Below are 26,249 nucleotides of genomic sequence, written 5' to 3' on the forward strand. Positions count from 1 at the left end.
GATGCACACCAAGGAGAGACTCCCCATGTTCAAGAAATCCCTGATCGCCAGTTCGCTGCTGATGCTGTTCTCCCAGGCCGCACTTGCGGCCGATACCGTGCGCTGGCTGAATGACTGGCTGCCCGCGGGTGACAAGGCGGTGATCTATCTCGGCGTCGACAAGGGTTTATTCGCCGAGCAAGACATCGAAGTTGAAATCGCCAGCGCTCGCGGCGGCAGCGATGTGGTAACCAAGCTGGCGACCGCCAGCGCAGACTTCGGCAGTGCGGGCCTTGCATCCGTGCTGCAGGCCAGGGCCCAGGGCGCGGTGCCGGTAGTCGCCGTGGCGCCGATCTACAACAAGCAGCCTGATGCATTCTTCACCGCCGAAGGATCGGGCATCGAAAGCTTCAAGGACATTTCCGGCAAAACCGTCGCCACTCCGACCTTCTCCGCCTCGAATGTGGTGTTTCCGCTGGTGCTCGAAGCCAACGGCATCGCCCGTGACGGGGTAAAACTGCTCAAGCTCGACCCCGGCGCCCTGGCGCCCATGCTGGCGACCGGCAAGGTCGACGCGACCATCAACTGGGTGACCGTGGCACCGGGTTTCGCCCGTTCGATGCAGGAAGCCGGCAAGCAACTCAAGGTCATTGCCTGGTCGGATTCAGGCTTCGATGGCTACGGCCTGTCGCTGATCGCCTCAGAGCGCTTCCTGAAGGATCAGCCAGAGGTTGCGAAGAAATTCATAAAGGCCTACCGCCAAGCACAGGAGATGGCCATCGCCGACCCGGCTGCAGCGGCCGCCGCGCTGAAGAAAATGGTCCCGGAAATTGATGAGCAGCAGGCCGTTGAGCAGTTCGAGGCGTCGGTTCCGCTGATGCAGAACGAAATCAGTGAAGCCGAAGGCACTACCGGGTTTGATACCAAGCGCCTGGAAACCACCTGGCAGTGGGTCGCACGTGCGCAGAACCTGGAGACCGACAGTCTGGACCCGAGCCAGATCGTCGCCAACGGCTTCGTCGAGTAAGCCCATGAACCAGACCGAAACCCGCTCGGCCGTGCGGCCGAGCATCGTCTTCGAGCAGGTCCGACAGGTATTCACCTCCTCGGACGGCAGCGAGGTGGTGGCCCTCGACGACACTAGCTTCTCGATCGATCGTAACGAGTTCATCGCCGTCATAGGCCCCTCGGGCTGCGGCAAGTCCACCTTGTTGCGGATTCTGGCGGGGCTTATCCGGCCCACCAGCGGCCAGGTGAACATCTACGGCAAGAAGCTGGACGGCCCGCGCGACGAGATCGGCATCGTCTTCCAGAAGCCGACGCTGCTGCCCTGGCTGACTATCCGCGACAACCTCACCTTCCCGATGAAGCACAAATACGGCCGGGTCACGCAGCAAGAACGTGAGCGCGGCGAGGAACTGCTTGATCTGGTTGGTCTGAAGGAATTCGGCGGGACGCGTCCGGACGAGCTTTCCGGCGGTATGCAGCAACGCGCCGGAATTGCTCGTGCGCTGTTGCACGACCCGGAAATCCTGCTGATGGACGAACCCTTCTCGGCACTCGACGCATTGACCCGCGACGAGCTGAGCCTGGAGCTGCTGAATATCTGGACGCAGCGTCCGAAGACGGTGTTGTTCATCACTCACTCGATTCCGGAAGCCTTGCTGCTGGCTGACCGAATCCTCGTGATGTCCGCCCGCCCGGGGCGGATAACCGAGATCATCGACGTCGACCTGCCGCGGCCAAGGTCCCTGGATACCCTCACCGAGCCGCGCTTCAATGAGCTCGCCAACCATATCCGTCGGAAGGTGTTCAGCCGTCATGGCCTTTGATCGCGCATTGGGCGAGCGCTTCGCCCCCGGGCTGGCGCTGCTCGGACTGTTACTGCTGTGGGAAGCCGCTTGCTGGGCGTTCCGCCTGCCAGCGTTCGTCCTGCCCTCCCCGAGCGCCATCCTCACCGCCACTTGGAAACTCGACCCGACGATCTGGGCCGAGCACATTTTCGCGACCTTGCGCGTGACCTTGCTTGGCTACGGGCTCTCGATTCTGATCGGCATTCCGCTGGCCATCGCGCTGGCGTCCTCGAGACTGTTGTCGCGCACGCTCTATCCGCTGCTGGTGATCGTGCAGTCGACGCCAATCGTCGCGGTCGCGCCAATTATCGTGGTGGTGATGGGCGCCGGGGACATGCCGCGGGTGTTCATCACCTTTCTGATCGCGTTTTTCCCGATCGTCGTGTCCACCGTAACCGGGCTGCTTGCGACCCCAACGGAGCTCATCGAGCTGTCCCGCTCCCTGGGTGCCTCGCGGACGCGGGAGTTTCGCAACATCCGCTTGCCCTTCGCCATTCCGCACCTGTTCTCGGCGCTACGGATCTCCATCACCCTGGCCGTGATCGGTGCGGTGGTGGCTGAGTTCGTCGCGGCGGACAAGGGGCTGGGTTATTTCATCAACTTCTCGACCTCTATGTTCCAGGTCCCGCAGGCGTTCGCCGCCTTAATGATGCTGGTGATCATCAGCCTGGGCCTGTTCCAGCTGGTCGGCCTGGTGCAGCGCCTGTGCTTCGCCTGGAGCCTGCCGAAGAACGAACACTGACACTTCCAAACAGGCAGGTGCAGCGTACTACCCTGCTGCGCCCGCCTTCACGAACCCATCTATCTGGGACATGGATATGCCTCTAGACGACGCCGCTTTACTCCGCAAAAGCTTTGACGTGGCGCGCCGCGCCTTGGCCGAAGGGACACACCCTTTCGGCGCCATCCTGGTCGGGCCCGATGGTGAAACCTTGCTGGAACAGGGCAATGCCTACATGCCGGATCACGACATGACCGGCCATGCCGAGCGGGTACTGATGACCCGTGCCTCGACCCGCTACACGCCGGAATTCCTTTCCCGCTGCACCATGTACACCTCTGCCGAGCCCTGCGCCATGTGTGCCGGCGCGGCGTATTGGGTGGGACTTGGTCGGGTGGTATATGGTCTTTCCGAGCGCAGCTTGAAAACCATCACCGGCAATCATCCGGAAAACCCGACGCTGGATCTGCCCTGCCGTGTGGTGTTCGAAGCCGGACAGCGCAAGGTCGAGGTGATCGGCCCGTTGCTCGAAGACGAAGCGGCCGCCCTGCACGAGGGCATATGGTGATTCGCACCCTGCCAGAATCAGGCAAGCCCGCGGCAGGATCGACATAACGCCACGCAGCAACCTCTGCCTAGCATTCATTCCACGGCGCATGAGCGCCGAATGATGGCTAAGCGGAGAACCTGAACATGTCGAACGTCAACGGGAAAATTGTACTCATCACCGGCGCCAGCAGCGGTATCGGCGAAGCGACGGCACGCCTGCTGGCCGCCAGAGGCGCCACGGTCGTACTGGGCGCACGGCGCGTCGAACGGCTGGAAGCGCTTGTCGCCAGCATCACCGAAACAGGCGGTATCGCGGCCTGTCGTGCATTGGATGTGACCAGCCGCGAGGATACCCAGGCCTTCGTCGATTTTGCCGAGCAGCGCTTTGGCCGCGTCGATGTGATCATCAACAATGCCGGCGTGATGCCGCTGTCGCGACTCGACGCCCTGAAGATCGAAGAGTGGGACCGGATGATCGACGTGAACATCCGTGGCGTGCTGCACGGCATCGCGGCCGGGCTGCCACTGATGCAGCGCCAGCGCTCCGGCCAGTTCATCAACATCGCTTCCATCGGCGCTTATGCAGTCAGCCCCACCGCTGCTGTTTACTGCGCCACCAAATACGCGGTGCGCGCCATTTCAGAAGGGCTGCGCCAGGAGGTCGGCGGCGATATCCGCGTCACCCTGGTATCTCCCGGTGTCACCGAGTCGGAACTGGCCGAGAGCATTTCCGATGAGGGCGCGCGGGCTGCCATGAATGACTTTCGCCGTATCGCCATCCCCGCCGAAGCCATCGCCCGAGCGATCGCCTACGCCGTCGAGCAACCGGCTGATGTCGATGTCAGCGAGCTGGTGGTTCGTCCGACCGCCAGCCCCTACTGAGGACGCCGCGATGAATCTACTCACTGGTAACGCTTTGAGCGCGGTTTGCCTGGGATTGCTCGGCTCGCTGACATTCGCCTCCCTGGAAGCGGTCGGCAACGAGCGCCACGCCCGCGGCGTCGAGGTCATGGATCATCTGTCTGGCGGTGCTGGTCAGCCCGTCCTCGATGCGCTGCGGGAGGACTATCCGTTTCTGGCGGACGGCATCACCCGTTATGCGCTGGGCGATGTCTGGGGGCGCAGCGGCCTGGATGATCGAACCCGCCAGCTGGCGGTAGTCGCCGCTTTCGCCGCGCAGGGCAACTTGCCCTACATGAAGGTCCACGCCGGTTACGCGCTGCGCCTTGGCGTTACCCGCGACGAGTTGAAGGAGGTGGTGTATCTGACCACTGTCACTGCCGGCTTTCCTCGCGCCATCGACGCGGCGCAGGCGCTGCGTGAGGTCGCTGACCCGGCCGCAGAGTGATTGTCCGAAGGGTTCGCTGATCATCGCGGTCGATCAGCGAACCTGTGCCATTCGCCTACTCCGCTCCGTCGCCCCAGTCCGGTGCAAGAGAACGAAACAGCTCCACCACTGGCACCAATTAGAGGCACGACCGAGGCTCGCTGCCGTCATTTCCCGGCGGCAAAGCTCCTGCCCAGGGTTCCCGCTAGAATCCTGACTGCCTGGCCAGCTTTTTGCTATCCACACGGACATGAACCTCCAGCGGACGCACTCATGCCCGACGCATCCTTACCACGCCTGCAGCTGACCGGTATCACCAAGCAATACCCGGGCTGCCTGGCCAACGACCATATCGACCTCAGTATCCACGCTGGGGAGATCCACGCCCTGCTTGGTGAGAACGGTGCTGGCAAGAGCACCCTGATGAAAATCATCTACGGGGTGACCCAGCCGGACGCCGGAGAGATGTGCTGGGAAGGCGAGCCGGTCGTCATGCGCGATCCGGCGCAAGCGCGCGAGCGGGGTATCGGCATGGTCTTCCAGCACTTCTCGCTGTTCGAAACTCTGAGCGTGGCGGAAAACGTGGCGCTGGCGCTTGGTGCCGCCGCCGGTACGCCCAAACAGCTTGAAGCGAAGATCCGTGACGTCTCCCAACGGTACGGCATGCCCCTGGAGCCGCATCGTCTGGTCCATAGCCTCTCCATCGGCGAGCGCCAGCGGGTGGAAATCGTCCGCTGCCTGATGCAGGACATCAAGCTGCTGATTCTCGACGAGCCCACATCCGTCCTCACACCGCAGGAAGCCGATGATCTCTTCGTGGTGCTGCGCCGGCTTGCGGCCGAAGGTTGCAGCGTGCTGTTCATCAGCCACAAGCTGAACGAAGTGCGAGCGCTATGCGAGAACGCAACGGTGCTGCGCGGCGGGCGCGTCTCGGGGGACTGTGTGCCGGCCGAATGCACGGATATGGATCTGGCGCGGCTGATGGTGGGCGATGCCGAAGGGCTGGAGGCCGAATACCCGAAAGCCAGCGGCGGTGCGCCCTTCCTGCGGGTCGAGGCGCTCTCCTGGCGCAACGCCGATCCGTTCGGCGTATCGCTCGAAGAGGTGATGCTGGAAGTGCGCGCTGGCGAGATTGTCGGCATTGCCGGTGTTGCCGGCAACGGACAAGACGAGCTGCTCGCGCTGCTCTGCGGAGAACAGCGCCTGCCTCGAGAACAGGGTGCACGCATTCGCTTTCTGGAATCGCCCGTAGCGCATCTACGGCCAGATGCCCGCCGCCGTCACGGCATGACCTTTGTCCCCGCAGAGCGACTGGGGCACGGCGCAGTCCCGGAAATGAGCCTGGCCGATAATGCCCTGCTGACCGGCTTCCAGCAGGAGGGAATGGTTAGGGGCGGGTTGATTCGCCACGGCCGGGTCGAGGCGTTCGCCCGGCGCATCATCGACACCTTTGCGGTTAAGGCGCCGGGCACTCATACCGCGGCACGCAGCCTTTCCGGCGGCAATCTGCAGAAATTCATCCTCGGCCGCGAGATCCTCCAGCGACCGAAACTGCTGATCGCAGCGCACCCGACCTGGGGCGTGGATGTCGGCGCAGCGGCGGCGATCCACCGCGCACTGATCGAGCTGCGCGACGCCGGCACCGCGATTCTGGTGATATCCGAAGACCTCGAAGAGCTGTTTCAGATCAGCGACCGAATCGCTGCGCTGAGCCACGGCCGCCTGTCTTCGCTAAAAGCGACCGCGCAGACCACCACCACGGATGTCGGCCGCTGGATGGCGGGACAGTTCGATCACACCACGCCCACCGCCGCCTGAGATTCCCATCATGTTGTTATCCCTCGAACCCCGCGGCTATGAATCACGCCCGATGCTCTGGTTTTCGCCAGTGCTTGCTGCGCTGCTGACCCTGATCAGTGGCGCGCTGCTGTTCGCCGCACTGGGCCATCCACCACTGGAAACGCTACGGGTGCTGCTGATCGATCCGATCAGCGACCTCTATGGCGTATCCGAGCTGCTGGTCAAAGCGCTGCCGATCCTGCTTTGCGCCCTTGGTCTGGCAGTCGTCTACAGGGCTCGGATCTGGAACATCGGCGCGGAGGGCCAGCTGCTCATCGGCGCGCTGGCAGGCAGCGCCGTAGCGGTAAACGTCATCGAGTGGGATTCGCGCTGGGCGCTGGTACTCAGCCTGCTCATCGGTACGCTCGGCGGCGCCGCCTGGGCGGGTCTCTGTGCCTGGCTGCGCACGCAGTTCAACGCCAACGAAATTCTTACCAGCATCATGCTCAACTACATTGCGCTGAATCTGCTGCTGTTCGCCGTGCACGGGCCGCTTAAGGACCCGGAAGGCTTCAACTTTCCCGAATCGGCCATGTTCGGCGACGCCACGCGGCTGCCGCAGCTGTTCGGGGATCTGCGCGTGCACGGCGGCTTCTACTTCGCGCTGCTGGCGCTGGTCGTGGTGTGGGTGTTGTTGCAGAAGAGCTTTCTCGGTTTTCAGATCAAAGTGCTGGGACTCGACAAGCGTGCGGCGGGCTTTGTCGGCTTTCGTGAGAAGCGGCTGATCTGGATCGCGCTGCTGATCAGCGGAGGCCTGGCGGGGCTCGCTGGCGTTGCGGAGGTCGTCGGTCCGATCGGCCAGCTGGTGCCCCAGGTGTCGCCCGGCTATGGGTATGCCGCGATCACGGTAGCCTTTCTCGGCCGCCTCAACCCCATCGGGATTGTCTTTGCCAGCCTGCTGATGGCGCTGCTTTATCTGGGCGGCGAGAACGCCCAGATGGCCGCCAACCTGCCCCAATCGATCACCCAGCTGTTCCAGGGCATGGTGCTGTTCTTTCTGCTGGCGTGCGACGTGTTGATTCTCTATCGGCCGCGGCTGAAGGGCTGGAGCCGCAAGCCGCAGCCGGCAGCGCTCGCACCGGAGCCCGCCGCATGATCTTCCTGCCCCACTCTTCTGATGGTTTGCCGCTTGCGCCTCGAGGCTTGATTTGATGGATATCGACCTACTCACGAACATTTTCTACGCCATGATCCGGACCGGCACGCCGCTGCTGCTGGTAGCCCTTGGCGAACTGGTCTGCGAAAAGTCCGGCGTTCTCAATCTCGGCCAGGAAGGCATGATGCTGTTCGGTGCAGTGGCAGGTTTCATCGCCGCCTTCGCTACCGGCAGCCTCTGGCTCGGCGTCGTTTTCGCCTGCCTGGGCGGCATGCTGCTGTCGCAGCTGTTCGCGCTGGTGGCACTGGGTTTCAACGCCAATCAGGTTGCCACTGGCCTGGCACTGACCATTTTTGGCGTAGGCCTGTCTTCCTTCATCGGTGCGGGCTGGGTCGGCAAGCCGCTCGCCGGTTTCGAGCCGGTCGCCATTCCTTTCCTCAGCGATATCCCCATGATTGGCCGCATGCTCTTCGCCCAGGATCTGCTGGTCTACCTGTCCTTTGCGCTTTTCGCCCTGGTCGCCTGGGTGCTGTTGAAGAGTCGTATCGGCCTGATCATCCAGGCGGTCGGCGAGAACCCCAACGCTGCCAGCGCCATGGGCCTGCCGGTATTGCGAGTTCGCGCGCTGGCCGTGCTATTCGGCGGCGCAATGGCCGGTCTGGCGGGCGGCTACCTGTCGCTCGCCTATACCCCGATGTGGGCGGAGAACATGACTGCCGGTCGCGGCTGGATCGCCCTGGCGCTGGTGGTCTTCGCCAGCTGGCGCGTAGGTCGGGTGCTGCTGGGCGCCTACCTGTTCGGCCTTGCCAGCATCGTGCATCTGGTGGCGCAGGGCATTGGTCTGTCGATTCCCAGCAACCTGCTGGCGATGCTGCCGTACGTAGCGACCATCATCGTGCTGGTCCTGCTGTCACGCGACGCGATCCGCACCCGCCTGTACGCACCGGTTTCCCTGGGGCAACCCTGGAAGGCCGGCCATTGACCGAGTCGGAAAGCGGCGGCTGCCAGGCTCCGCTTTCCATTCACCATCGTGCTCATGACGTTCGATTTCGCTACCGTCAGGCCGGGCCGAGGCCCAGCCGCCGCAACAGGGCTTTTTCGATCTCCAGAATGACCAGCACGGCTACCCCGGCCAGTACTACGAAAACACCAGTGGTCAGCGATAAGGCCTCGGACGCGAACAGTGACTGCATGAACGGCGCGTAGGTGAACAGCAGTTGCAGGACAAACACGCCGAATACCGCCATCAGCACCCGCGGGGTGCCTTTCACGCCTTCCAGGGTGAACGAAGGGGCCTTCAGGTAGCGCACGCTGAACAGATAGAACACTTCCATGCAGACCAGCGTGTTGACCGCCACGGTACGCGCCGCCTCCACTGTCGCGCCCTGGTAAAGCATCCACTGGTACATGCCGAAGATGCCAGCCAGAAACAGCGCGGAGACAAAGAAGATCCGCCAGATGACGAAGCGAGATAGCATCGGTTCGTCCGGCCGACGTGGCGGGCGCTGCATGACATCCGCCTCGGTCGGCTCGAATGCCAGGACCATCGCCAGCGCCACCGAGCTGACCATGTTTACCCACAACACCTGCACCGGCGTGATCGGCAGGGCGATGCCGAGCAGCACAGCCAGCAACAATGAAAGCGACTCGCCGCCATTGATCGGCAGCAGAAAGGTCACCGTCTTGCGCAGGTTGTCGTAGACGGTTCGGCCTTCTTCCACGGCGTGCGCAATCGATGCGAAGTTGTCGTCCGCCAGAACTATTGAACCCGCCTGCTTGGCCGCCTCGGTCCCCTTCATGCCCATGGCCACGCCCACATCGGCCTGCTTCAGTGCTGGTGCGTCGTTGACGCCATCGCCAGTCATGGCGACCACTTCACCGTTGGCCTGCAGTGCACGGACCAGGCGCAGCTTGTGTTCCGGGCTGGCACGCGCGAACACGCGGGCTTCGGCAACCGCCTGGCGCATGGCCGCTTCGTCCATCTGTTCCAGCTCGGGGCCGGTGATCGCCTTGATGTCATCACCCATGCCGAGCTGTCTGGCAATGGCACTGGCCGTCACACCGTGGTCGCCGGTAATCATCACAACCCGGATGCCGGCAGCGCTGCACTGCGCAACCGCGCGTATCGCCTCTTCGCGTGGCGGATCGATGATGGCGACCAGCCCAAGCAGGGTGAGCCCATTGGCGACGTCGGCGTGCTCGAGCATGTCCTTGCCCTCAGGCAGGCGGCGCCGAGCCAGCGCCAGAACACGGCGCCCGGCTTGCGCCTGCGCCTCGACCTGGACATGCCACTGATCCAGCTCAAGTGCCCGCTCCTGCCCATCGGCCATGAGATGGTACGAGCACATCGCAAGAATGCGTTCCGGCGCGCCCTTGACCAGCACCTCGCTGCCGCCATCAATGGCGTGCAATGTCGCCATGAAGCGGTGCTCGGACTCGAAGGGGATTACATCCAGCCGCGGACGATCGACATGGAGATTGGTCGGCGAAAGCTCCGCTTTCATGGCCAGGGTCAGCAGCGCACCCTCAGTCGGATCGCCAGCCAACGCCCAGACCTGATCCTTCTCGTGCAGGCTGGCGTCGTTGCACAAGGCTGCCGCTTCCATCAGTGAGCTGAACGCGGGAGATCGCGCCAGCAACGCGGCCGGCTCGATGGGAACAGCATCGAATAGGAGTGCGCCATGCGGCGCGTAACCGGCACCTTCGACCGCCAACGATTGGCCGGCGCAGATCACCTCCTGCACGGTCATTTCGTTGCGTGTGAGGGTGCCGGTCTTGTCGGAGCAGATCACCGTGACCGAGCCCAGGGTCTCCACTGCTGGCAGTCGCCGGATCACCGCGTTGCGGGTCGCCATCCGCTGCACGCCAATGGCCAGTGTGATGGTCATGATCGCCGGCAGCCCTTCCGGAATTGCCGCTACTGCAAGCCCTACCGCGGCAATGAACATCTCGCCAGCGCCCATGCCGCGTACCAGCGTGCCGAACAGGAACAGCACGGCGCTGGTGGCCAAAATCACCATCGTCAGAATGCGGCCAAAGTCTTCCATCTTGCGCAGCAGCGGCGTGGTGCCCTGCTCCACAGATTCCAACATGCGACCGATTCGTCCGATCTCGGTTGACGCCCCCGTGGCTACAACCACTGCGCGCGCCTGCCCCTGTGTCACCAGCGTGCCGGCGTAGCCCATGCAGAGACGATCACCGATTGACGCATCATCGGCCACGGCGTCGACCTGCTTGTCCACCGGGACGGATTCACCGGTGAGCGCCGATTCATCGATTCGCAGGTTGCGCGCCTGCAGCAGCCGCACGTCAGCCGGCAGGCTGTCACCGGAGGCCAGCAGCACAACATCGCCGGGGACCAGCTCGGCGGCGTCGATGTCCTGCTGACGACCATCACGCAACACCACCGCATGGGGCGCAAGGAGATGTCGGATCGCCTGAAGTGCCTTTTCCGCCTTGCCTTCCTGCACGAATCCGATGGCCACGTTGAGCACCACCACCACCAGGATCACGAAGGTATCGACCCAGTGCCCCATTAATCCGGTCACCACCGCGGCGGCGATCAATACATACAGCAGCACGTTATTGAGGTGGCGCATCAGTCGCTGCAGGACGCCCACGGGTTTAGCTTCGTCGAGACGATTCGGCCCGTATTTGGAAAGCCGTTCCTGGACGTGCTCGTGCGTCAAACCGGCGTTCGAAGACTCAAGCTCGCGCAACGCCTCGTCAACCTTGTGAGCATGCCAAAGGTTCGCTCGGGTTTGATGTTCGGGCATTGGATCCCCCTCGCCGTGTTTCGCTGATGCCGGATGCAACAACGCAGCTTCATAAGAGCCGAATAAGGATCACCATAGCTATCGTGTGGACATGCATTGCAACACAGAGGCAGCGGTCTAATGTCGCAGCAGCTCCGCATGAGCCGACGTTGCCGCGTCAAGCTATGCTTGAAAACCCGCCCACACCCAAGGATCACTCATGCAAAAAACCGTACTTATCGTTGGCGCTTCTCGCGGTCTGGGCCTCGGCCTGGCCAAACAGTTTTCCAGCGAAGGCTGGCAGGTGATCGCCACGGTGCGTAATCCGCAACAGGCCGACGTCCTCAACGAGATTCCACAGGTGCGTGTCGAAACCCTCGACATGACCGATGCAGCAAGCGTTGAGACGCTGGCTAAGCGGCTCGAGGGCACGCAGCTGGATGTGCTGTTCGTCAATGCCGGCGTTGCCGGACCGCAGGACAAGCCCGCCACCCAAGTGATCGAGGCGGAAGTCGGCCAACTGTTCTTCACCAATGCCGTCGCTCCGCTGCGCCTGGCCGAACGGTTGCGGCCGGCGGTCAATCCCGAGCGAGGCGTAATCGTGTTCATGAGCTCCGTTCTAGGCAGCGTCGAGACCGGCCCCGGAATGGGCATGTCGCTTTATGGCGCAAGCAAGGCAGCTCTCAATCACATGACCCGCACCTTCGTAGCAGAACTGGGCGAGACCGGGCTGACCGTGTTGTCCATGCACCCCGGCTGGGTGAAGACCGACATGGGCGGTGACCAGGCTCCGCTGGACGTTGAAACCAGTACGCGCGGAATGGTCGAGCAGGTCACCAAGGCATTGGGCCGTAGCGGCCATCATTATCTCGACTACAAAGGCGATCACTTGCCCTGGTGAGTTGTCATTCAGAAGCGCTGCGGTTCGCTTCCCGAAGCCCGGCTTTCGTAGCGCTCGCGGGCTTCTGAGGGCACTTCGGTTTGGGCTGTACGATGATCCGTTCGTGCCCAGCCGGCGCCTGCCCTATCAGCGCCCTTGCTGAACTGTTGATTCCTTGCCCTTTGTCTCGCCTCTCCCTATGGCGCAGCATCATGACGGCATACGCAAAACCGTATCGCTGGAGCGTGCTAAACGCCTCTCTGAACAGCTGCTTGCAGACAAGCTGACACGGCTCGCTGCACTGGCCTAGTGCGCTGTCGTTGCAGGACGCACCAGTTGTGCTCCGGTGACGCTCGCTCGCCGGGTCTTTTTTGCCGTGCGCAGCTCGCGCTACGGCGATCTGTCCATCTGGTCAGCTTTTTGCAATCTGCAAGGCAGCCGCTACGGCCTCTCGCGTATGACACACAGGAGCGTCATCTACATGCAGAAGAAACCACGGAGCACCTTGCTGCGCAGCCTTGTCGGCGCCATCGGCTTCACCACCGCATTGTCCACCGGCGCTGCCATCGCGGCAGACCCGCTCAAGGTCGGCTTCGTCTACGTCGGCCCGATTGGTGATCACGGCTGGACCTATCAGCATGAGATGGGCCGCCAGTATCTGGAAAAAGAACTCGGGGACCAGGTCAAAACGACCTTCGTGGAGAACGTCGCCGAGGGTGCGGATGCCGAGCGAGTGATCCGCAACATGGCCAAAGGCGGCTATGACCTCATCTTCACGACCTCCTTCGGTTACATGAACCCGACGCTCAAGGTTGCCAAGCAGTTTCCCAAGGTGACCTTCGAACACGCCACGGGTTACAAGCAGGACAAGAACCTCGGCACCTATCTGTCCCGCTCCTATGAGGGTCGCTATGTTGGCGGCTTCCTCGCGGCGAAGATGACTAAGAGCAAGAAGATCGGCTACATCGCCTCCTTCCCGATTCCGGAAGTCATCCGCGACATCAACGCCATTCAACTCGCGCTGGACAAGTACAACCCGGGCACCGAGATCAAGGTGGTGTGGGTGAACTCCTGGTTCGATCCGGGCAAGGAAGCCGACGCGGCCAACGCGCTAATCGACCAAGGTGTGGACGTGGTATTCCAGCACACCGACAGCCCTGCGCCGATCCAGGCGGCTGAGCGTCGCGGCGTCTATTCGGTCGGTTACGCATCGGACATGGCTCACTTCGGGCCCAAGGCCGTGCTGACCTCCATCGTCAACGATTGGGGCCCACATTACGCCCAGGCCACAAAAGCCGTGAAAGATGGCAGCTGGAAACCGCAGGACTTCTGGGGCGGTCTAGCAGAAGAGACCATCAGCCTGCCAATCAGCGATCTGGTGCCGGCTGAAGTGAAAACCGAGGCGGAAGCGATCATCGCCAGCATACGCAGCGGCGAGTTCCATCCGTTCACCGGCCCGATCAAGGATCAGTCAGGCACCGTGCGAATTGCCGAAGGCGCCACCGCCAGCAACGGCGACCTCGCGTCGATGGACTACTACGTAAACGGCATCACCGCAGAACTGCCGAAGTAAAGCGATCGGCCGATGTGTCAGCCGCGCCAGCCCTGGCGCGGCGTCTGAAATATGCCAAGCCGTCCCTCATCCGAGAACCGCTGGCGAGGGCAAGGCCCCTAATGGCTGACGGTACGAGATGACCGCAGCGATCATTTCTCGGAGTCACCATGAACACGCTCCCCATCATCAACATCGCGCCGCTATACGCCTCGGATGAGGACGGCTGGCACGATGTCGCCCGACAGATCGACACGGCATGCCGTGACTGGGGCTTCTTCTATATCCGCAACCATCCGATCAGCGCCGAACGTATCGCCCAGCTGAAGGATGCCGCCGAACGCTTCTTCGGCTTGCCGGTCGAGCAGAAACTGCAGATCGACATCACTAAGAGCGCCCACCACCGCGGTTACGGCGCCATCGCAACCGAGCAGCTCGACCCAGCAAGGCCAAGCGATCTAAAGGAAACCTTCGACATGGGTTTTCACATGCCGCACGACCACCCGGACGTGCTGGCCGGCAAGCCGCTGCGCGGGCCCAATCGCCACCCAGACATCGAAGGGTGGCAAACCCTCTTCGAGCAGCATTATCAGGACATGCACGCCCTCGCCTGCACGCTGCTACGCGCCGTGGCCAACGCCCTCGGTGTCGAATCGGGCTTTTTCGACAAGCGCTTCGTCGAGCCGATCAGCGTGTTCCGCATGATTCACTATCCGCCGCGCCAGACCGCCACCTCGCCCGAGCAGCAAGGTGCCGGCGCACATACCGACTATGGATGCATCACCCTGCTCTACCAGGACCAGGCCGGCGGATTGCAGGTGCAGAGCGTGCGCGGGGAATGGATCGACGCGCCGCCAATCGAGGGAACCTTCGTGGTCAACATCGGCGACATGATGGCGCGCTGGAGCAACGACCGGTACAAGTCCACGCCACATCGGGTGATCAGCCCGCTGGGCGTCGATCGCTATTCGATGCCCTTCTTTGCCGAGCCGAATCCGGACACGCTGATCAGTTGCCTGCCCGGCTGTCAGGGCGAAAGCAATCCGCCCAAGTACCCGGACACACCTGCAGCGCCTATATGCTTTCGCGTTTCGCTGAAACCTACGCCTATCGCCGGGAGACGTCAGCCGCAGCGAGCTAAGGGTCAACGGTTGTTAGGGATAGGGACTCGCATCGAGCATCCCGCTGCGCATGGCTGCACGAGCAGTAGCGACCGAAGCTGGCGGGCGAATTGCTCGACCGTCAGCTCGTGTCGCTGCAGCCGGGTATATCAACCTCGCTGCGGCGCCTTGCGCACCGGCGTGCCATTGGCGACGTAGTAGGCGGCCGTGCTACGCGGCAGCGGCTGCCGACCACGAATCCGATCGGCGATTTTCTCGGCGATCATGATGGTGGTGGCGTTGAGGTTGCCGGTAATGATCTGCGGCATGATCGACGCATCCACTACTCGCAAGCCTTCTACGCCGTGCACGCGGCCCTGCCCGTCCACTACCGCCATGTCGTCCGTACCCATCTTGCAGGAGCACGATGGGTGATAGGCCGTCTCCGCGTGCTCACGGACGAAGGCGTCGAGGTCCGCATCGCTTTGTGCCTCCACCCCCGGGCTCAGCTCCTTGCCACGAAATGGATCCAGCGCCGGCTGATTGATGATTTCCCGCGTCAGGCGGATGCCGTCACGAAACTCCTGCCAGTCCTGCTCGTGTGCCATGTAGTTGAAGAGGATGCTTGGGTCCACTTTCGGGTCGGTCGAGCGAATCTGGATCCGCCCGCGGCTGGGCGAACGCATCGAGCCCACATGCGCCTGGAAGCTGTGGCCATCATGAGCATTGCTGCCGTTGTAGCTGACCGCCACCGGCAGGAAGTGGAACTGGATATTCGGCCAATCGAACGCTTCGCGACTGCGAATAAAGCCGCCCGCCTCGAACTGGTTGCTCGCGCCTATGCCTTTGCCGGCGAACAGCCACTCGGCGCCGATGGCCGGCTGATTCCACCATTTGAGTGCTGGGTAGAGCGAGACCGGCTGCTTGCACTCGTACTGCAGGTACATTTCGAGATGGTCCTGCAGGTTCTGCCCAACTCCGGGCAAGTCATGGACGACTTCGATGCCCAACCCTTTTAGCAAGGGCGCCGGACCTACCCCGGAACGCTGCAGCACCTGGGGCGAGGCGATGGCGCCGCCACATAACAGCACCTCGCGGCGCGCACGTGCGGTGGTCGCCTGCTCGCGGCCGCGCAGATACGTAACGCCGACGGCGCGCTTGTTCTCGAACAGCACACGATCGGTCACGGCATGGGTGACGATAGTCAGGTTCGGACGACCCTTAGCCTGATCGAGGTAACCGCGCGCAGTACTGGCACGGCGACCGTTTGGCGTGACGGTACGGTCCATTGGGCCGAAACCTTCCTGCTGGTAGCCGTTGAGGTCATCAGTCTTGGGATAACCGGCTTGCACCCCGGCCTCGACCATCGCCTGGAACAACACGTTGTTACCGGGCTTGGGCGTAGTGACGCTGACCGGCCCGTCGCCGCCGTGATAATCGTTGGGGCCGATGTCGCGGGTTTCCGCCTTGCGGAAGTAAGGCAGGCAGTCCAGGTAGGACCAGTCTTCCAGTCCGGGCATCGTCGCCCAGTTGTCGTAGTCCATGGCATTGCCACGGATGTAGCACATGCCGTTGATCAGCGACGAGCCGCCAAGCCCCTTGCCGCGCCCGCAATCCATGCGGCGATTGTTCATGTGGGGTTCGGGGTCGGTCTTGTAGGCCCAGTTGTAGCGCGTGCCCTGCAGCGGAAACGCCAGCGCCGCGGGCATCTGGGTACGGAAGTCCAGGCGGTAATCGGGACCACCCGCTTCCAGCAGCAGGACGCTGACTTCGGCGTCCTCGGTCAGGCGTGCGGCGAGGGTGTTCCCTGCCGACCCGGCACCAATGATGATGTAGTCGTATTCCATGAATCCTCCTGTCGCCCGGGCGTGCAGTCATGCTGCGCGCCTGGACCTGCTCGATCGCTCTAGAAAACCGAAGCGAACTCGCCCAGTTCCACTTGCACGGATTTCACCCGCGAGTAGTGCGCCAGCGACGAGATACCGTTCTCGCGGCCGATCCCGGATTGCTTGTAGCCGCCGACCGGCATTTGCGCCGCCGATTCGCCCCAGGTGTTGATCCAGCAGATCCCGGCCTCCATCTGATGGATGATGCGGTGCGCGCGGGCCAGATCACGTGTCACGACACCGGCGGCGAGCCCGTAGTCGCTGTCATTGGCGCGGCGCACTGCCTCGTCTTCATCGTCGTAGGCGAGCAAGCTGAGCACCGGACCGAAAATCTCTTCGCGCGCGATGATCATCTCGTCGGTGCAATCGCTGAAGATGGTCGGCGCGATGTAGGCGCCCCGGCCAAACTCGCCACTGGTTACGCGCTCGCCACCACACAGCAGTCGCGCGCCCTGCGCCTTGCCTTTGGCGATATAGCCGAGCACGTTCTGCATGTGCGCGAAGCTGACCATGGGCCCGAAGGTGGTCTGCTCGTCCTGCGGGTCGCCCATACGAATGCGTTCGACCCGCTCGAGCAGTCTGCCTTCGAACTCGCCCATCAAAGTGCGCGGAACAAATACGCGGGTCCCGTTGGTGCAGACCTGGCCGGAACTGAAGAAGTTGGCCATGACGGCGATGTCTGCCGCTCGATCCAGATCGGCATCGTCGCAGACGATCAGCGGCGACTTGCCGCCCAACTCCATGGTTACGTCCTTGAGGGACGAGCTCGCGGCGCTGGCCATGACCTTCTTGCCAGTCGCAACCCCACCGGTGAAGGACACCTTGGCGATGCGCGGATGTTCGGTGAGCAAAGCGCCGATCTCCGCACCGGTGCCGGTCAGAACGTTGAACACACCGTCAGGAAGCCCGGCCTCGGTAAAAATCTCGGCCAGTTTCAGCGCACTCAGAGATGTGACTTCGCTGGGCTTGAAGATCATCGCGTTGCCCGCCGCCAGCGCCGGTGCGGCCTTCCACAGCGCAATCTGGATCGGATAGTTCCAGGCGCCAATTCCCGCCACCACGCCCAGCGGCTCACGGCGCGTATAGATGAAACTGGTGTCGCGCAGCGGTATCTGCTCGCCTTCAATGGCCGGCGCAAGGCCAGCGTAGTACTCGAGCACATCGGCGCCGGTAACGATATCGACGCTGCGTGTTTCCATCAGCGGCTTGCCCGTGTCGAGGGTTTCCAGCAGGGCCAGCTCGTCGTTGCGTTCGCGCAGCAGGTCGACGGCCTTGCGCAACACCCGGGACCGCTCCATGCCGGTGGACGCGGCCCAGATCTTCTGTCCCTTCTCTGCGCTGGTGACGGCGCGCTCAAGATCTGCCGCCGAGGCCTGGGCAACCTCGGCGAGCACTTCGCCGTTGGCCGGGTTGATGCTCTCGAAGAACTTCCCGCCGCTCGCATCGACGTAGGTGCCATCTATATAGAGTTGTTGCCGCGGATAACGGGCCATGTCGTACCTCTTGCAATGTCCAGGCAGCGAAGACCTCGTGGGCCTTCGCCGATGAATGGAAAGGTCATGGACGGGCCTGTAGGCCCTCCATGATCAAAAATCAGCTGGCGCCCGCGGTGCCTGGTTCGGATGCGTCGTCAGCCAAGGTGCCTTTCTCGCGCTGCAGGTGCAGGAACTGCATGTGGTGCTCGTAGTGATCGAGGATGTCCTCGATAAGTTGGCGCCGCGAGTAGCCCATCAGGTCATACCCCAGGCTGCCCTGACGCAGATGCACTTCCAACCGGTAGTAGTGCGCGCTGCTGCTTTGCGTACGCACCGCGAAGGACGGCATTGAGCTACGCACTGGCCAGATCTGATAGGTGAAATCCATCTCGCTGCCCAGGTTGACGTTGAGAATCAGGTGTTCGTTGCCAGCCTCGCCTTCGATGATCTCCACCGGCACGCCTTTCTCCCCCAGCGCCTTCTGGATCTCTTCCATGGCAGGTTTGCACACCTCTTTGAGGTAGCGGCGGATCTGCGACAGGCTCGGGAAGCTCATGGCGCGCGAAAGCCGCTGGCTCCAGTTCATGTGCGCGTGCTCCAGCGTCGCGCGTCCTGACAGCTGGCCGGACAAGCTCTTCTGGTAACTGTCCGCCATCACGCCTTCCACATGCAGGGCCTTGAACAGCCCGACCATCATGAACAGGAGCACGATGGAGAACGGCAGTCCCATGATCACTACCGTGCCCTGCAGGGCGGTTAGCCCGCCTGCGATCAGCAGTGCCAGTGTCAGTACGCCAATAATGGCCGCCCAGAGTATGCGCATCCAGACCGGCGCATCGCTGTTGGCATCCTTGAGAATGGAGGTGAAGTTGGACAGGACCAACGAACCCGAGTCGCCAGATGTCACGAAGAATACGATGGCCAGGACCGTCGCAACCGCCGTCGTCAGCCCAGCCCAGGGCAGGCTCTGCAGGAACAGGTAGATCGAGGATCCGGGGTTGGCTACGGCCTCGGCACCAAACTCCACAGCGCCGTTCATGACCATATCGATTGCGCTGTTACCCATGATCGACATCCAGGCCATCATGAACGCCAGCGGCAGCAGCAACGTACCCACGACGAATTCACGGATGGTCCGACCGCGCGAAATACGCGCCAGGAACAGGCCAACGAACGGCCCCCATGCAATCCACCAAGCCCAGAAGAACACTGTCCAGGCGTTCAACCAATCAGTGGGTTGATCGTAGGCGTAGGTGTCGAACGACAGGCTGATGAAATTGGAGAAGTAATCACCGATGTTCATCACCAGTGCATTCAGCAGGAAAGTCGTCTGACCGGCGAAGAGCACGAACAACAACAACCCCACAGCCAGCAACATGTTGAATTCTGAAAGCCGGCGAATCCCACGCTCGACTCCGGTCGCTGCCGAGATCGCGGAAAACACCACGATCAGCACGACCAGGACGGCTTGGGTCAAGGTGCCCTCTGGCACGCCGAATATGTAGTTGAGGCCGAAGTTCAGCTGGATGATGCCGATGCCCAGACTGGTGGCGATGCCGAATACCGTACCGAGCACCGCTGCGGTGTCGACGGTGTGGCCGATAGGACCGTAAATGCGCTTGCCGAAGATCGGATACAGCGATGACCGTATCGATAGGGGCAACCCCTGGCGGTAGCTGAAATATGCCAGCGACATCCCGACCAGCGTATACACGCCCCATCCCGACAAGCCCCAGTGCAGGAAGGTGAGTTCCATGGCGTGCCGAGCGGCCTGAACAGTGCCGCCCTCGCCCACTGGTGGCTCGAGATACTGGGTGATGGGTTCTGCGATGCAGAAGAACAACAGGTCGATCCCGATGCCCGCGGAGAACAACATAGCCGCCCAGGTCACGACGTTGAACTCAGGTTTCGAGTGATCGGGGCCAAGCCTGATCTTGCCGTAACGACTAGTGGCAATGACGATCACAAAGAGCAGATAGATCAGCACGGCCAGAAAATAGAACCAGCCGAAGGTGTTGGATATCCAGCCAAGCACCGCGTTAATCACGACCAGCGACGAGTCTGTAAAGAACATCGTCCAAATCGCGAACACCACGATGGCGATGGCGGAACTGTAAAAAACCACCGGGTTGATGCGATCCGGCGATGTATCGGTGCCATTGGGTGAGAGCTCAGCCTCGTTCATCCGTTCTTCTCCTGAACTGTTCTGGCTTATTAGGTCATCGCAAGGCGATGAAAAGCGGCATTTGCTGTGCGCTGCCGAAGTGGCAGCGAGGTGGCTGCCAAAAAGGTGGTCATACCGAGGTGATATGCCGATCATCGCCGGTTGCGGGGCAAGCGCGGCGAAGGAACTCGGCTACCAAAATGTAGCCGTAAATCAAAAGTAGCTCATGTTCCAAAAAAGGGCGGCTATCCTACTCGAATACGCTCAACTTTGCACGGCCAAGCTATTGTCTGACTGTCGCGCCAGTAAATCGTTTCCAGATACATACGCTCAGCCATACGCACCATCCCGCTCAATCTGCCCGGTTTGGTTAATATGCGGCTTTATGCATTCAAGCACCCTGTCATGACTCATACCGTTTCGCCGATCGGCTACATGCGCTCCTGCTTCAAGGAGAAATTCGCCATACCGAGACAACCTCTTCTGGCACCGGCAGCGCGCGGCGTCCTCGAGCTGATCGCCCCGTTCGACCTGCCCCATGCACTGGACGGGCTCGAACAGGTCAGTCATGTCTGGCTGCTGTTTCTTTTTCACCAGGCGCTCGAATCCGAGCCGCGCCTTCGGGTGCGCCCGCCGCGGCTGGGCGGCAATCGGATGGTGGGGGTTTTCGCGACACGCTCGACCCATCGCCCAAATGGCATCGGGCAATCAGTGGTCAGACTCGAACGGTCCGAGCCTGGCCGTCTGTACCTGTCGGGCATCGACCTGCTCGACGGCACCCCCGTTCTCGACATCAAGCCGTACGTGCCCTACGCCGATAGCATCACAGATGCCCGGAACGGCTTGGCCAACGATGCGCCTGACCTGATTGAAGTGCGGTGGACCGAAGCGAGCCTGCAGCAAGCCCGCAGCGAGGCGGCGCGGCTGGGTGAACCATTGCAGGCGCTCATCGAGCAGTGCCTGGCACAGGATCCGAGACCTGCCTATCAGACTCCCTCTCCGGAACGTCGCTACGGCACTCGGTTATGGGATGTCGAAGTGCGCTGGCATTACCCGGACCCGACGTCCATCACTGTTCTGGAAGTGACCCGGAGCGACGGCTGACGTGCTGTGCAGCTGAACACCCGCGAGACTTGCCCAAGCTATACCGCGAAGCATTTCGCTGACATGGAACTGCCGCCCCGTGTGCCCCGACCAGCGGGGGAAGCGCAAGCAATATCCGATTGAGATCACCTAAAGCGCTCAACAGCGCCGGTATTTCCCTACAGCCGGCGCTGATCTGCTTCTGCCAAATGGCGAGGCCACGTCATAGAAGATGTACAGGAGCCGCAGCACCGCAATGCCGACAGCGGCCGGCCCCATGGCTACTTCGTCGCGGGGGTGAGCAACAGGCGTTGAGTGCCGTAGGTCTTGTCCAGGTTTTCGGACTTGAACGGAAAACTCATGTAACCGCCCTTCAACCAGGCTTCAATGCCATCAGCATAATGCGGGCTGGCCGGGTTACCGGACTGTCCCGAGCTGTTGAGCCCGATCATGGGCTCGTCACGCCCGAAGTCGACGATGATGCGCATGGCTGGTATTAGCCATGCGTCGAAATCGTCGCCCCAACGGTAGGCAGAAGCGTTCAGCGTACTGTGATCGCCACCGGCGGCAATCGGGCCGCGGTCCAGGTAACCGCTGATGGCATTTATGCCGGCGCGCTGGCTGGCCGACATGTAGGGCGCCAGCTGAGTCGTACCGGTTTTCCAGGCGTAAGTGTGCAGCCGCCCCCAACTCCAGCCCTTACGATCAACACCCTGTGCCGCTTCCATGCGGGCGACTGCAGCCGCAAGGGAGCGCGCCAGGATGGCAGGCTTGTCTTCCTGCTGAGGCGTGCGCTGATCATTCCAGAAGGGACTGTCATCGCGGCCGAGCAGATGGTCAGCCTGGGCCGAGTAGGATGCATTGGCCGTTTCTACCAGCGCTTTCCAGGCCTCGCTGGATTCCGGCCCCAACTCGTCCAGAAATGTCTGGCGTGCCGACTCCATCAGGAAGGCCTCGTACAGCGCGGCATCTGCAGAATCTGCTGCGAGCTTGCCATCAAAGCTCATGAGACGCGAAAGCGCTTCGCGCGCCTTGCTCCGCTCAGGCTCGGCAAGCGCATCAATAGCGTTTTTCAGTGGCCCAGCCATCCCGGGGACCTGAAACATTGTCTGCAACTTGGCTGCAAAAGTCGTCGTCTGGTCGTATTGCATCGCGATGACGCTGCGGGTGTCCTGCTTGCCCTGGCCAAGCAACTGGGCGATGCGCTCGGCCCGCTCCGGGTAGTACCAGGAGTTGGAAAGCTGCATACCGTAGCCTTTGTCCACCGTGCGTTCGTTAGCCGTCGCCAGCCACCCCTTGGACGGATCCTGATCGTAGGGATGCAACATGGGATCAGCGAAACCATCCCAGTCGTAACGGCTTTCCCAGCCAGGCGACGGCATCAGCCCCAAACCTTCACGTCGATTCGGGTAACGTCCGGTTACCTGCCAGCCAGTTCCGTGCTGGTCAGCGAACACCACGTTGAGTGCTACAGCACGAATCTCACGAGTCGACTCGAATGCCTGGTCAACCGACTGTGCACGCGTGAGGTCGAAGAAAGCATCCAGCGTCCGGTCGCCATCCAGAGAGGCAGTTTTCAGGGCCAGGCCGTAACCGCTGCTCAGCTGCAACGGCTGCAGCGGGTGCTTGCGCTCACCGAGTGCGCTGTTGAGCAAGGGACCATTACGCGTCTCGTAAACGGTTTCACGGACAGGTCGCTCGCCCTTGATGATGAACGTCTCGTGACGCTCCCGAGCCGGTAGCCACTTACCTTCAGCCAGATACTGCAAACGCCCGCCTTGACGGCGCACCTGCTCGAGGAACAGGTCCTGTGTATCGCCCATGACCATAGTCATGCCCCAGCCCAGCTTGCCGTTGAAGCCAGCAACCACGGCGGGTAAACCTGCGATCGTAACGCCAGCGGCCTGAAACTTCGGCGAGCGGATCTGCACGAAATTCCAATACGAAGGCATCGATAGAGGCAGGTGCGTGTCGTTGGCCATAAGTGGCTTGCCGCTTCGAGTATGGCTGCCGGAGATCGCCCAGTTGTTGGAGGCGGCAACCCCCAGCATGTTCAGCGAAGCCACCTGAGAGGCAACCGCATCCAGTGCAGCAAGACCCGGAATGTCTCCATCCAGCTTCAAGCCCTTCAGCTTGTCCGCTTCCGTGAAAGGCAGCTGTTCATCCGGATAAGTCGGCAGCAGCCACGCGAGCTTGTCGCTGCCAACTTTCTGCGCGAGGACCAGCGCGGCTATCTCTTCCTGAAGATTGACCGAAAGCCCAAAGTTCAGCAGGCAGAACACCAGGACCGAGTCTTCCGCCTTCCAGTATTCGGGGGTGTACCCAGCGGCGGCCAAGTCCATCGGCAGCTTGCCACGATGGCGGAACATATAAGCATTGACGCCGCGCGCGTAGACCTCGAAGAACCGTTTCATCCGGGGCGAGCTATCCCGGTACAGCACGGCTGCGCTTTGCCGAAGGTTTGCGGCGCGCATGAAGCGATCGACCTCCAGAACACCAGGCCCGGCCATCTCGGCCAAACGCCCTTCTGCCATTAGCCGCATGCTTACCATCTGGCTCAGGCGGTCTGTCGCATGCACATAACCCAAACCGAACAGCGCGTCGTGAAAGGTCGCCGTCTCGATCAATGGCATGCCCAGCGAGTTGCGGCGGATGCTGACGCTTTTGTCTAGACCAGTGATCGCCTGGACGCCCTGCGCGGGCGGCAGGCTATCGCTGTAGCGGTTATCAAGGTAGGCCTGGCAGCCGATGAGACCACTGGCGGCCAAGGCGGCGCCCAGCGTCAGACGAAGCAGAACAAACGGCAGACGCAGAGGCATCAACGGCTCCTTTCAGGCAGGGCAGTACGAACAGAGAATAGATGGTGCGACGCGTAACGCTGCCGTGCTCAGGCGGCTTCGCGGGTCTTCGGCAGTACTTCGTCAAGCAGCCAACGCGCAGAACGACGCGCTTCGGCCTTGTGCTGCAGCTCCAGCGCACTGAAGTTGGCTTCGTGGCGGCGGCGCTCGTTTTTATCGAGCGCCTTCCACGCAGAGTGCGTCGGCACCTGTTCCGTTGCCTCGAAGAGCAGCTGAAACACCTGGCAGCGTGGATCCTGACCAAGGCTCGAATCGTAGTTGTCGAGCAGCACCTTGATCCGGATCGCACCTTCGATCAGTGGCACCTGCTCTTGCAGCAGGCTGCCGGCGAGAACCCTCAGATCGGCCGCCAGCGCCGCATGCTGCTGTGCCTGCTGGTCCGCCAGCTGACGCTCGCGGCCCCAAACCCGACGCCACAGATACAACGCGTAGCCGGCCAACGCCGCAACAAGCAGCAGGCCGACGATGAGCAATGTGATGGCGAGGGGCGTCATGAGCGAATCAGGCTCCGTGGCACTTCTTGAACTTCTTGAGGCTGCCGCACGGGCAGGGATCGTTGCGGCCGACATCCTTGAGCGGATTGCGAACCGGGTCATGGCTGTGGTTGCAATTCGGGCCGTGAACGTGGCCGTGATGCGCATGGTCCTGGTCGTGATCGTGGTTGCAATCGGGACCGTGCACGTGAGCTTCCTGATTCATCGGTACTGCTACTCCGGGATAAAGTTGCCGGGGATTATCTCGCCATTGGTGGAGATGTGCACGCGTCGACCAAGCATTAGACCCGTTTTCAGCTCACCGTCCAGACGATAGGCAATGGGGCGGTCAGGTTTTTCCAACAAGCGCACGATGTACTTCATGTGCTTCCAGAGGTTGGTCTGGATCGGTACTTCGTAATATTCGAAGCTGTTACCCGGCACCGTGGTCCAGCCACTGGACTCACCGCTTGCCAACTCGATGTCATTGAGGTGGACGGTATACAGAAGACCGCGCACTGGCAGGCTATGGTCATTGGGATTGTCGATGCGAAAGCGCAGCATGAACTGCTGCTCGAGAAGTCTGGCCTTTATTATCTCAACGTCTTTGAGCTGAACCCGTGGGTCCTGGAAATCACTGCTGAACCAGGTCGAACAGCCCACAAGCCCTGTCAGCAGGCTCAATAAAACCACAGCTCTCGATATTCTTCTTATAGGTGCGTGGCAAAGCATTCCGGTACTCCATAGGACGCCCAAGTGTAGCAAGCGGCGGATCGCCTGCAACGGGTGTTTGGCGAAATTAGCAGCAAGCTGCTACGTCTTTGCTACCGCATACCCTCCATTGTTGCGAACCGGCGCCCAATTCGATCACTGCCGCCATTCACCTCCGCAGCGGCTCAACGACAAGGTCATCCCGCGAGTGCCCAGGCCAGGACCGCCCGTGTCTTAACGATACCCTCGGCCAGTGCTGCTTCGATTTCAGCCATGGTGATGATGCCGCTGGTCTTGCCTGCTGCAGGGTTCACGACCAGAGCCAGGCACGCATAGGGCAACTCCAGCTCTCGCGCGAGAACCGCTTCAGGCATGCCCGTCATTCCGACGAGGTCACACCCATCCCGCTCCATCCTGGCGATTTCGGCAACGGTTTCCAATCTCGGCCCCTGGGTGCATCCGTAAACGCCGTGACTGCTGAACATATAGCCCTCGGCCGCAAGACCGGCTATCAGCCGCTGGCGCAAGGCTTCGTCGTAGGGGTGGCTGAAATCGATATGGGTGACGTGCTCGATATCGCCTTCGAAGAAGGTGTGCTCGCGACCGTAGGTGTAGTCGATTACCTGGTGGGGTACGCATAAGTGCCCCGAGCCCATGGCGGAATGGATTCCGCCTACCGCATTCACTGCAATGACCGCCTCGGCTCCGGCGCTTTTCAGCGCCCACAGGTTAGCCCGATAGTTCACCTGATGCGGCGGGATACGATGGGGATGGCCGTGACGGGCCAGGAACAATACATCTCGGCCCGCATACCGCCCACGCATGATATCCGCCGAGGGTGTACCAAAGGGCGTTTCCATCGGTACCGCTTCGTCGAGGGTCAAACCCGGAAGCTCAGTCAGGCCGGTGCCGCCGATAATGGCGTAGACAGTCATCTTCTTTCCTTAA

The 26,249-nt window shown here is 61.8% G+C and carries 21 protein-coding genes and 1 pseudogene; 13 read left to right on the plus strand and 9 right to left on the minus strand.

What is annotated here, in order from left to right; genetic code table 11:
• The first annotated feature begins 25 nt into the window (after nt 1–25).
• From NA619_RS01335 to NA619_RS01375, 9 genes are all read left to right on the plus strand, one after another.
• Nucleotides 26–1,006 (plus strand): ABC transporter substrate-binding protein, encoded by a 981-nt coding sequence (locus NA619_RS01335; RefSeq protein ID WP_255959206.1) that lies wholly within the window; start codon nt 26–28, stop codon nt 1,004–1,006.
• A 4-nt stretch (nt 1,007–1,010) separates the two neighbouring features.
• Entirely contained in the window at nt 1,011–1,811 is an 801-nt protein-coding gene (locus NA619_RS01340) for an ABC transporter ATP-binding protein (RefSeq protein WP_255959207.1), read from the plus strand.
• Entirely contained in the window at nt 1,801–2,574 is a 774-nt protein-coding gene (locus NA619_RS01345; protein ID WP_255959208.1) for an ABC transporter permease, read from the plus strand. The genes NA619_RS01340 and NA619_RS01345 overlap by 11 nt, the downstream gene beginning before the upstream one ends.
• A gap of 76 nt (nt 2,575–2,650) precedes the next feature.
• Nucleotides 2,651–3,121: a nucleoside deaminase gene (locus NA619_RS01350; RefSeq protein ID WP_255959209.1), complete on the plus strand. Its 471-nt coding sequence runs from the start codon at nt 2,651–2,653 to the stop codon at nt 3,119–3,121.
• Nucleotides 3,122–3,246: 125 nt separating this feature from the next.
• Nucleotides 3,247–3,984 carry an SDR family oxidoreductase gene (locus tag NA619_RS01355; protein ID WP_255959210.1) on the plus strand — a complete coding sequence of 246 codons (738 nt, stop codon included), beginning with the start codon at nt 3,247–3,249 and terminating at the stop codon, nt 3,982–3,984.
• Between the two features lie 10 nt (nt 3,985–3,994).
• A complete protein-coding gene (locus tag NA619_RS01360) occupies nt 3,995–4,450 on the plus strand; it encodes a carboxymuconolactone decarboxylase family protein (RefSeq protein ID WP_255959211.1) in 456 nt (151 codons plus the stop codon).
• A 252-nt stretch (nt 4,451–4,702) separates the two neighbouring features.
• Nucleotides 4,703–6,247, plus strand: coding sequence for an ABC transporter ATP-binding protein (locus tag NA619_RS01365; RefSeq protein WP_255959212.1), 1,545 nt, complete (start codon nt 4,703–4,705; stop codon nt 6,245–6,247).
• Between the two features lie 10 nt (nt 6,248–6,257).
• Nucleotides 6,258–7,364: an ABC transporter permease gene (locus NA619_RS01370; protein ID WP_255959213.1), complete on the plus strand. Its 1,107-nt coding sequence runs from the start codon at nt 6,258–6,260 to the stop codon at nt 7,362–7,364.
• Between the two features lie 55 nt (nt 7,365–7,419).
• Entirely contained in the window at nt 7,420–8,346 is a 927-nt protein-coding gene (locus NA619_RS01375; protein ID WP_255959214.1) for an ABC transporter permease, read from the plus strand.
• 76 nt (nt 8,347–8,422) lie between these two features.
• On the opposite strand, the gene NA619_RS01380 is transcribed toward NA619_RS01375, so the two are convergent.
• Nucleotides 8,423–11,140, minus strand: a complete 2,718-nt coding sequence (locus tag NA619_RS01380; RefSeq protein ID WP_255959215.1) for a cation-transporting P-type ATPase — start codon at nt 11,138–11,140, stop codon at nt 8,423–8,425.
• Nucleotides 11,141–11,339: 199 nt separating this feature from the next.
• Here NA619_RS01380 and NA619_RS01385 point away from each other — a divergent pair, with 199 nt between their 5' ends.
• The 3 genes and pseudogenes from NA619_RS01385 to NA619_RS01395 all read left to right on the plus strand — a co-directional run bounded on the left by NA619_RS01385 (nt 11,340) and on the right by NA619_RS01395 (nt 14,692).
• A complete protein-coding gene (locus NA619_RS01385) occupies nt 11,340–12,020 on the plus strand; it encodes an SDR family oxidoreductase (protein ID WP_255959217.1) in 681 nt (226 codons plus the stop codon).
• 460 nt (nt 12,021–12,480) lie between these two features.
• Nucleotides 12,481–13,572 carry a BMP family ABC transporter substrate-binding protein gene (locus NA619_RS01390; protein WP_255959218.1) on the plus strand — a complete coding sequence of 364 codons (1,092 nt, stop codon included), beginning with the start codon at nt 12,481–12,483 and terminating at the stop codon, nt 13,570–13,572.
• A gap of 149 nt (nt 13,573–13,721) precedes the next feature.
• Nucleotides 13,722–14,692: pseudogene (locus tag NA619_RS01395) on the plus strand (2-oxoglutarate and iron-dependent oxygenase domain-containing protein).
• Nucleotides 14,693–14,821: 129 nt separating this feature from the next.
• Here the strand turns inward: NA619_RS01395 and betA are convergent.
• From betA to NA619_RS01410, 3 genes are all read right to left on the minus strand, one after another.
• Nucleotides 14,822–16,498, minus strand: coding sequence for a choline dehydrogenase (gene betA / locus NA619_RS01400; protein WP_255959220.1), 1,677 nt, complete (start codon nt 16,496–16,498; stop codon nt 14,822–14,824).
• A 59-nt stretch (nt 16,499–16,557) separates the two neighbouring features.
• Nucleotides 16,558–18,030, minus strand: a complete 1,473-nt coding sequence (betB, locus tag NA619_RS01405) for a betaine-aldehyde dehydrogenase (RefSeq protein WP_255959222.1) — start codon at nt 18,028–18,030, stop codon at nt 16,558–16,560.
• 100 nt (nt 18,031–18,130) lie between these two features.
• Nucleotides 18,131–20,197 (minus strand): choline transporter, encoded by a 2,067-nt coding sequence (locus NA619_RS01410; RefSeq protein ID WP_255959223.1) that lies wholly within the window; start codon nt 20,195–20,197, stop codon nt 18,131–18,133.
• A gap of 384 nt (nt 20,198–20,581) precedes the next feature.
• Between NA619_RS01410 and tsaA the strand changes: the two genes are divergently transcribed.
• Nucleotides 20,582–21,280 (plus strand): tRNA (N6-threonylcarbamoyladenosine(37)-N6)-methyltransferase TrmO, encoded by a 699-nt coding sequence (tsaA, locus tag NA619_RS01415; RefSeq protein WP_255959224.1) that lies wholly within the window; start codon nt 20,582–20,584, stop codon nt 21,278–21,280.
• 260 nt (nt 21,281–21,540) lie between these two features.
• Here the strand turns inward: tsaA and NA619_RS01420 are convergent, their stop codons facing one another.
• The 5 genes from NA619_RS01420 to NA619_RS01440 form a co-directional block, all read right to left on the minus strand.
• Complete coding sequence (locus NA619_RS01420) at nt 21,541–24,078, minus strand: penicillin acylase family protein (RefSeq protein WP_255959226.1); 2,538 nt, start codon at nt 24,076–24,078, stop codon at nt 21,541–21,543.
• A 68-nt stretch (nt 24,079–24,146) separates the two neighbouring features.
• A complete protein-coding gene (locus tag NA619_RS01425) occupies nt 24,147–24,611 on the minus strand; it encodes a DUF2489 domain-containing protein (protein ID WP_255959228.1) in 465 nt (154 codons plus the stop codon).
• A 7-nt stretch (nt 24,612–24,618) separates the two neighbouring features.
• Entirely contained in the window at nt 24,619–24,816 is a 198-nt protein-coding gene (locus tag NA619_RS01430) for an SEC-C metal-binding domain-containing protein (RefSeq protein WP_255959230.1), read from the minus strand.
• Nucleotides 24,817–24,824: 8 nt separating this feature from the next.
• Complete coding sequence (locus tag NA619_RS01435; RefSeq protein ID WP_255959232.1) at nt 24,825–25,322, minus strand: LEA type 2 family protein; 498 nt, start codon at nt 25,320–25,322, stop codon at nt 24,825–24,827.
• 176 nt (nt 25,323–25,498) lie between these two features.
• A complete protein-coding gene (locus tag NA619_RS01440; RefSeq protein WP_255959234.1) occupies nt 25,499–26,236 on the minus strand; it encodes an S-methyl-5'-thioinosine phosphorylase in 738 nt (245 codons plus the stop codon).
• Nucleotides 26,237–26,249 lie beyond the last annotated feature (13 nt).

Origin of the sequence: Stutzerimonas stutzeri (genome assembly GCF_024448895.1) — a bacterium.
Classification (GTDB): Bacteria; Pseudomonadota; Gammaproteobacteria; order Pseudomonadales; family Pseudomonadaceae; genus Stutzerimonas; species Stutzerimonas stutzeri_Q.

What these genes read in the sequence shown, in the direction of transcription:
- NA619_RS01370 (WP_255959213.1), top strand. Translation starts at nt 6,258, where the DNA reads ATGTTGTTATCCCTCGAACCCCGCGGCTATGAATCACGCCCGATGCTC.
- NA619_RS01420 (WP_255959226.1), bottom strand. Translation starts at nt 24,078, where the DNA reads ATGCCTCTGCGTCTGCCGTTTGTTCTGCTTCGTCTGACGCTGGGCGCC.
- NA619_RS01410 (WP_255959223.1), bottom strand. Translation starts at nt 20,197, where the DNA reads ATGAACGAGGCTGAGCTCTCACCCAATGGCACCGATACATCGCCGGAT.
- NA619_RS01425 (WP_255959228.1), bottom strand. Translation starts at nt 24,611, where the DNA reads ATGACGCCCCTCGCCATCACATTGCTCATCGTCGGCCTGCTGCTTGTT.
- NA619_RS01390 (WP_255959218.1), top strand. Translation starts at nt 12,481, where the DNA reads ATGCAGAAGAAACCACGGAGCACCTTGCTGCGCAGCCTTGTCGGCGCC.
- NA619_RS01365 (WP_255959212.1), top strand. Translation starts at nt 4,703, where the DNA reads ATGCCCGACGCATCCTTACCACGCCTGCAGCTGACCGGTATCACCAAG.
- NA619_RS01340 (WP_255959207.1), top strand. Translation starts at nt 1,011, where the DNA reads ATGAACCAGACCGAAACCCGCTCGGCCGTGCGGCCGAGCATCGTCTTC.
- NA619_RS01350 (WP_255959209.1), top strand. Translation starts at nt 2,651, where the DNA reads ATGCCTCTAGACGACGCCGCTTTACTCCGCAAAAGCTTTGACGTGGCG.
- NA619_RS01345 (WP_255959208.1), top strand. Translation starts at nt 1,801, where the DNA reads ATGGCCTTTGATCGCGCATTGGGCGAGCGCTTCGCCCCCGGGCTGGCG.
- NA619_RS01430 (WP_255959230.1), bottom strand. Translation starts at nt 24,816, where the DNA reads ATGAATCAGGAAGCTCACGTGCACGGTCCCGATTGCAACCACGATCAC.
- betA (WP_255959220.1), bottom strand. Translation starts at nt 16,498, where the DNA reads ATGGAATACGACTACATCATCATTGGTGCCGGGTCGGCAGGGAACACC.
- NA619_RS01435 (WP_255959232.1), bottom strand. Translation starts at nt 25,322, where the DNA reads ATGCTTTGCCACGCACCTATAAGAAGAATATCGAGAGCTGTGGTTTTA.
- NA619_RS01380 (WP_255959215.1), bottom strand. Translation starts at nt 11,140, where the DNA reads ATGCCCGAACATCAAACCCGAGCGAACCTTTGGCATGCTCACAAGGTT.
- tsaA (WP_255959224.1), top strand. Translation starts at nt 20,582, where the DNA reads ATGACTCATACCGTTTCGCCGATCGGCTACATGCGCTCCTGCTTCAAG.
- NA619_RS01360 (WP_255959211.1), top strand. Translation starts at nt 3,995, where the DNA reads ATGAATCTACTCACTGGTAACGCTTTGAGCGCGGTTTGCCTGGGATTG.
- betB (WP_255959222.1), bottom strand. Translation starts at nt 18,030, where the DNA reads ATGGCCCGTTATCCGCGGCAACAACTCTATATAGATGGCACCTACGTC.
- NA619_RS01440 (WP_255959234.1), bottom strand. Translation starts at nt 26,236, where the DNA reads ATGACTGTCTACGCCATTATCGGCGGCACCGGCCTGACTGAGCTTCCG.
- NA619_RS01335 (WP_255959206.1), top strand. Translation starts at nt 26, where the DNA reads ATGTTCAAGAAATCCCTGATCGCCAGTTCGCTGCTGATGCTGTTCTCC.
- NA619_RS01355 (WP_255959210.1), top strand. Translation starts at nt 3,247, where the DNA reads ATGTCGAACGTCAACGGGAAAATTGTACTCATCACCGGCGCCAGCAGC.
- NA619_RS01385 (WP_255959217.1), top strand. Translation starts at nt 11,340, where the DNA reads ATGCAAAAAACCGTACTTATCGTTGGCGCTTCTCGCGGTCTGGGCCTC.
- NA619_RS01375 (WP_255959214.1), top strand. Translation starts at nt 7,420, where the DNA reads ATGGATATCGACCTACTCACGAACATTTTCTACGCCATGATCCGGACC.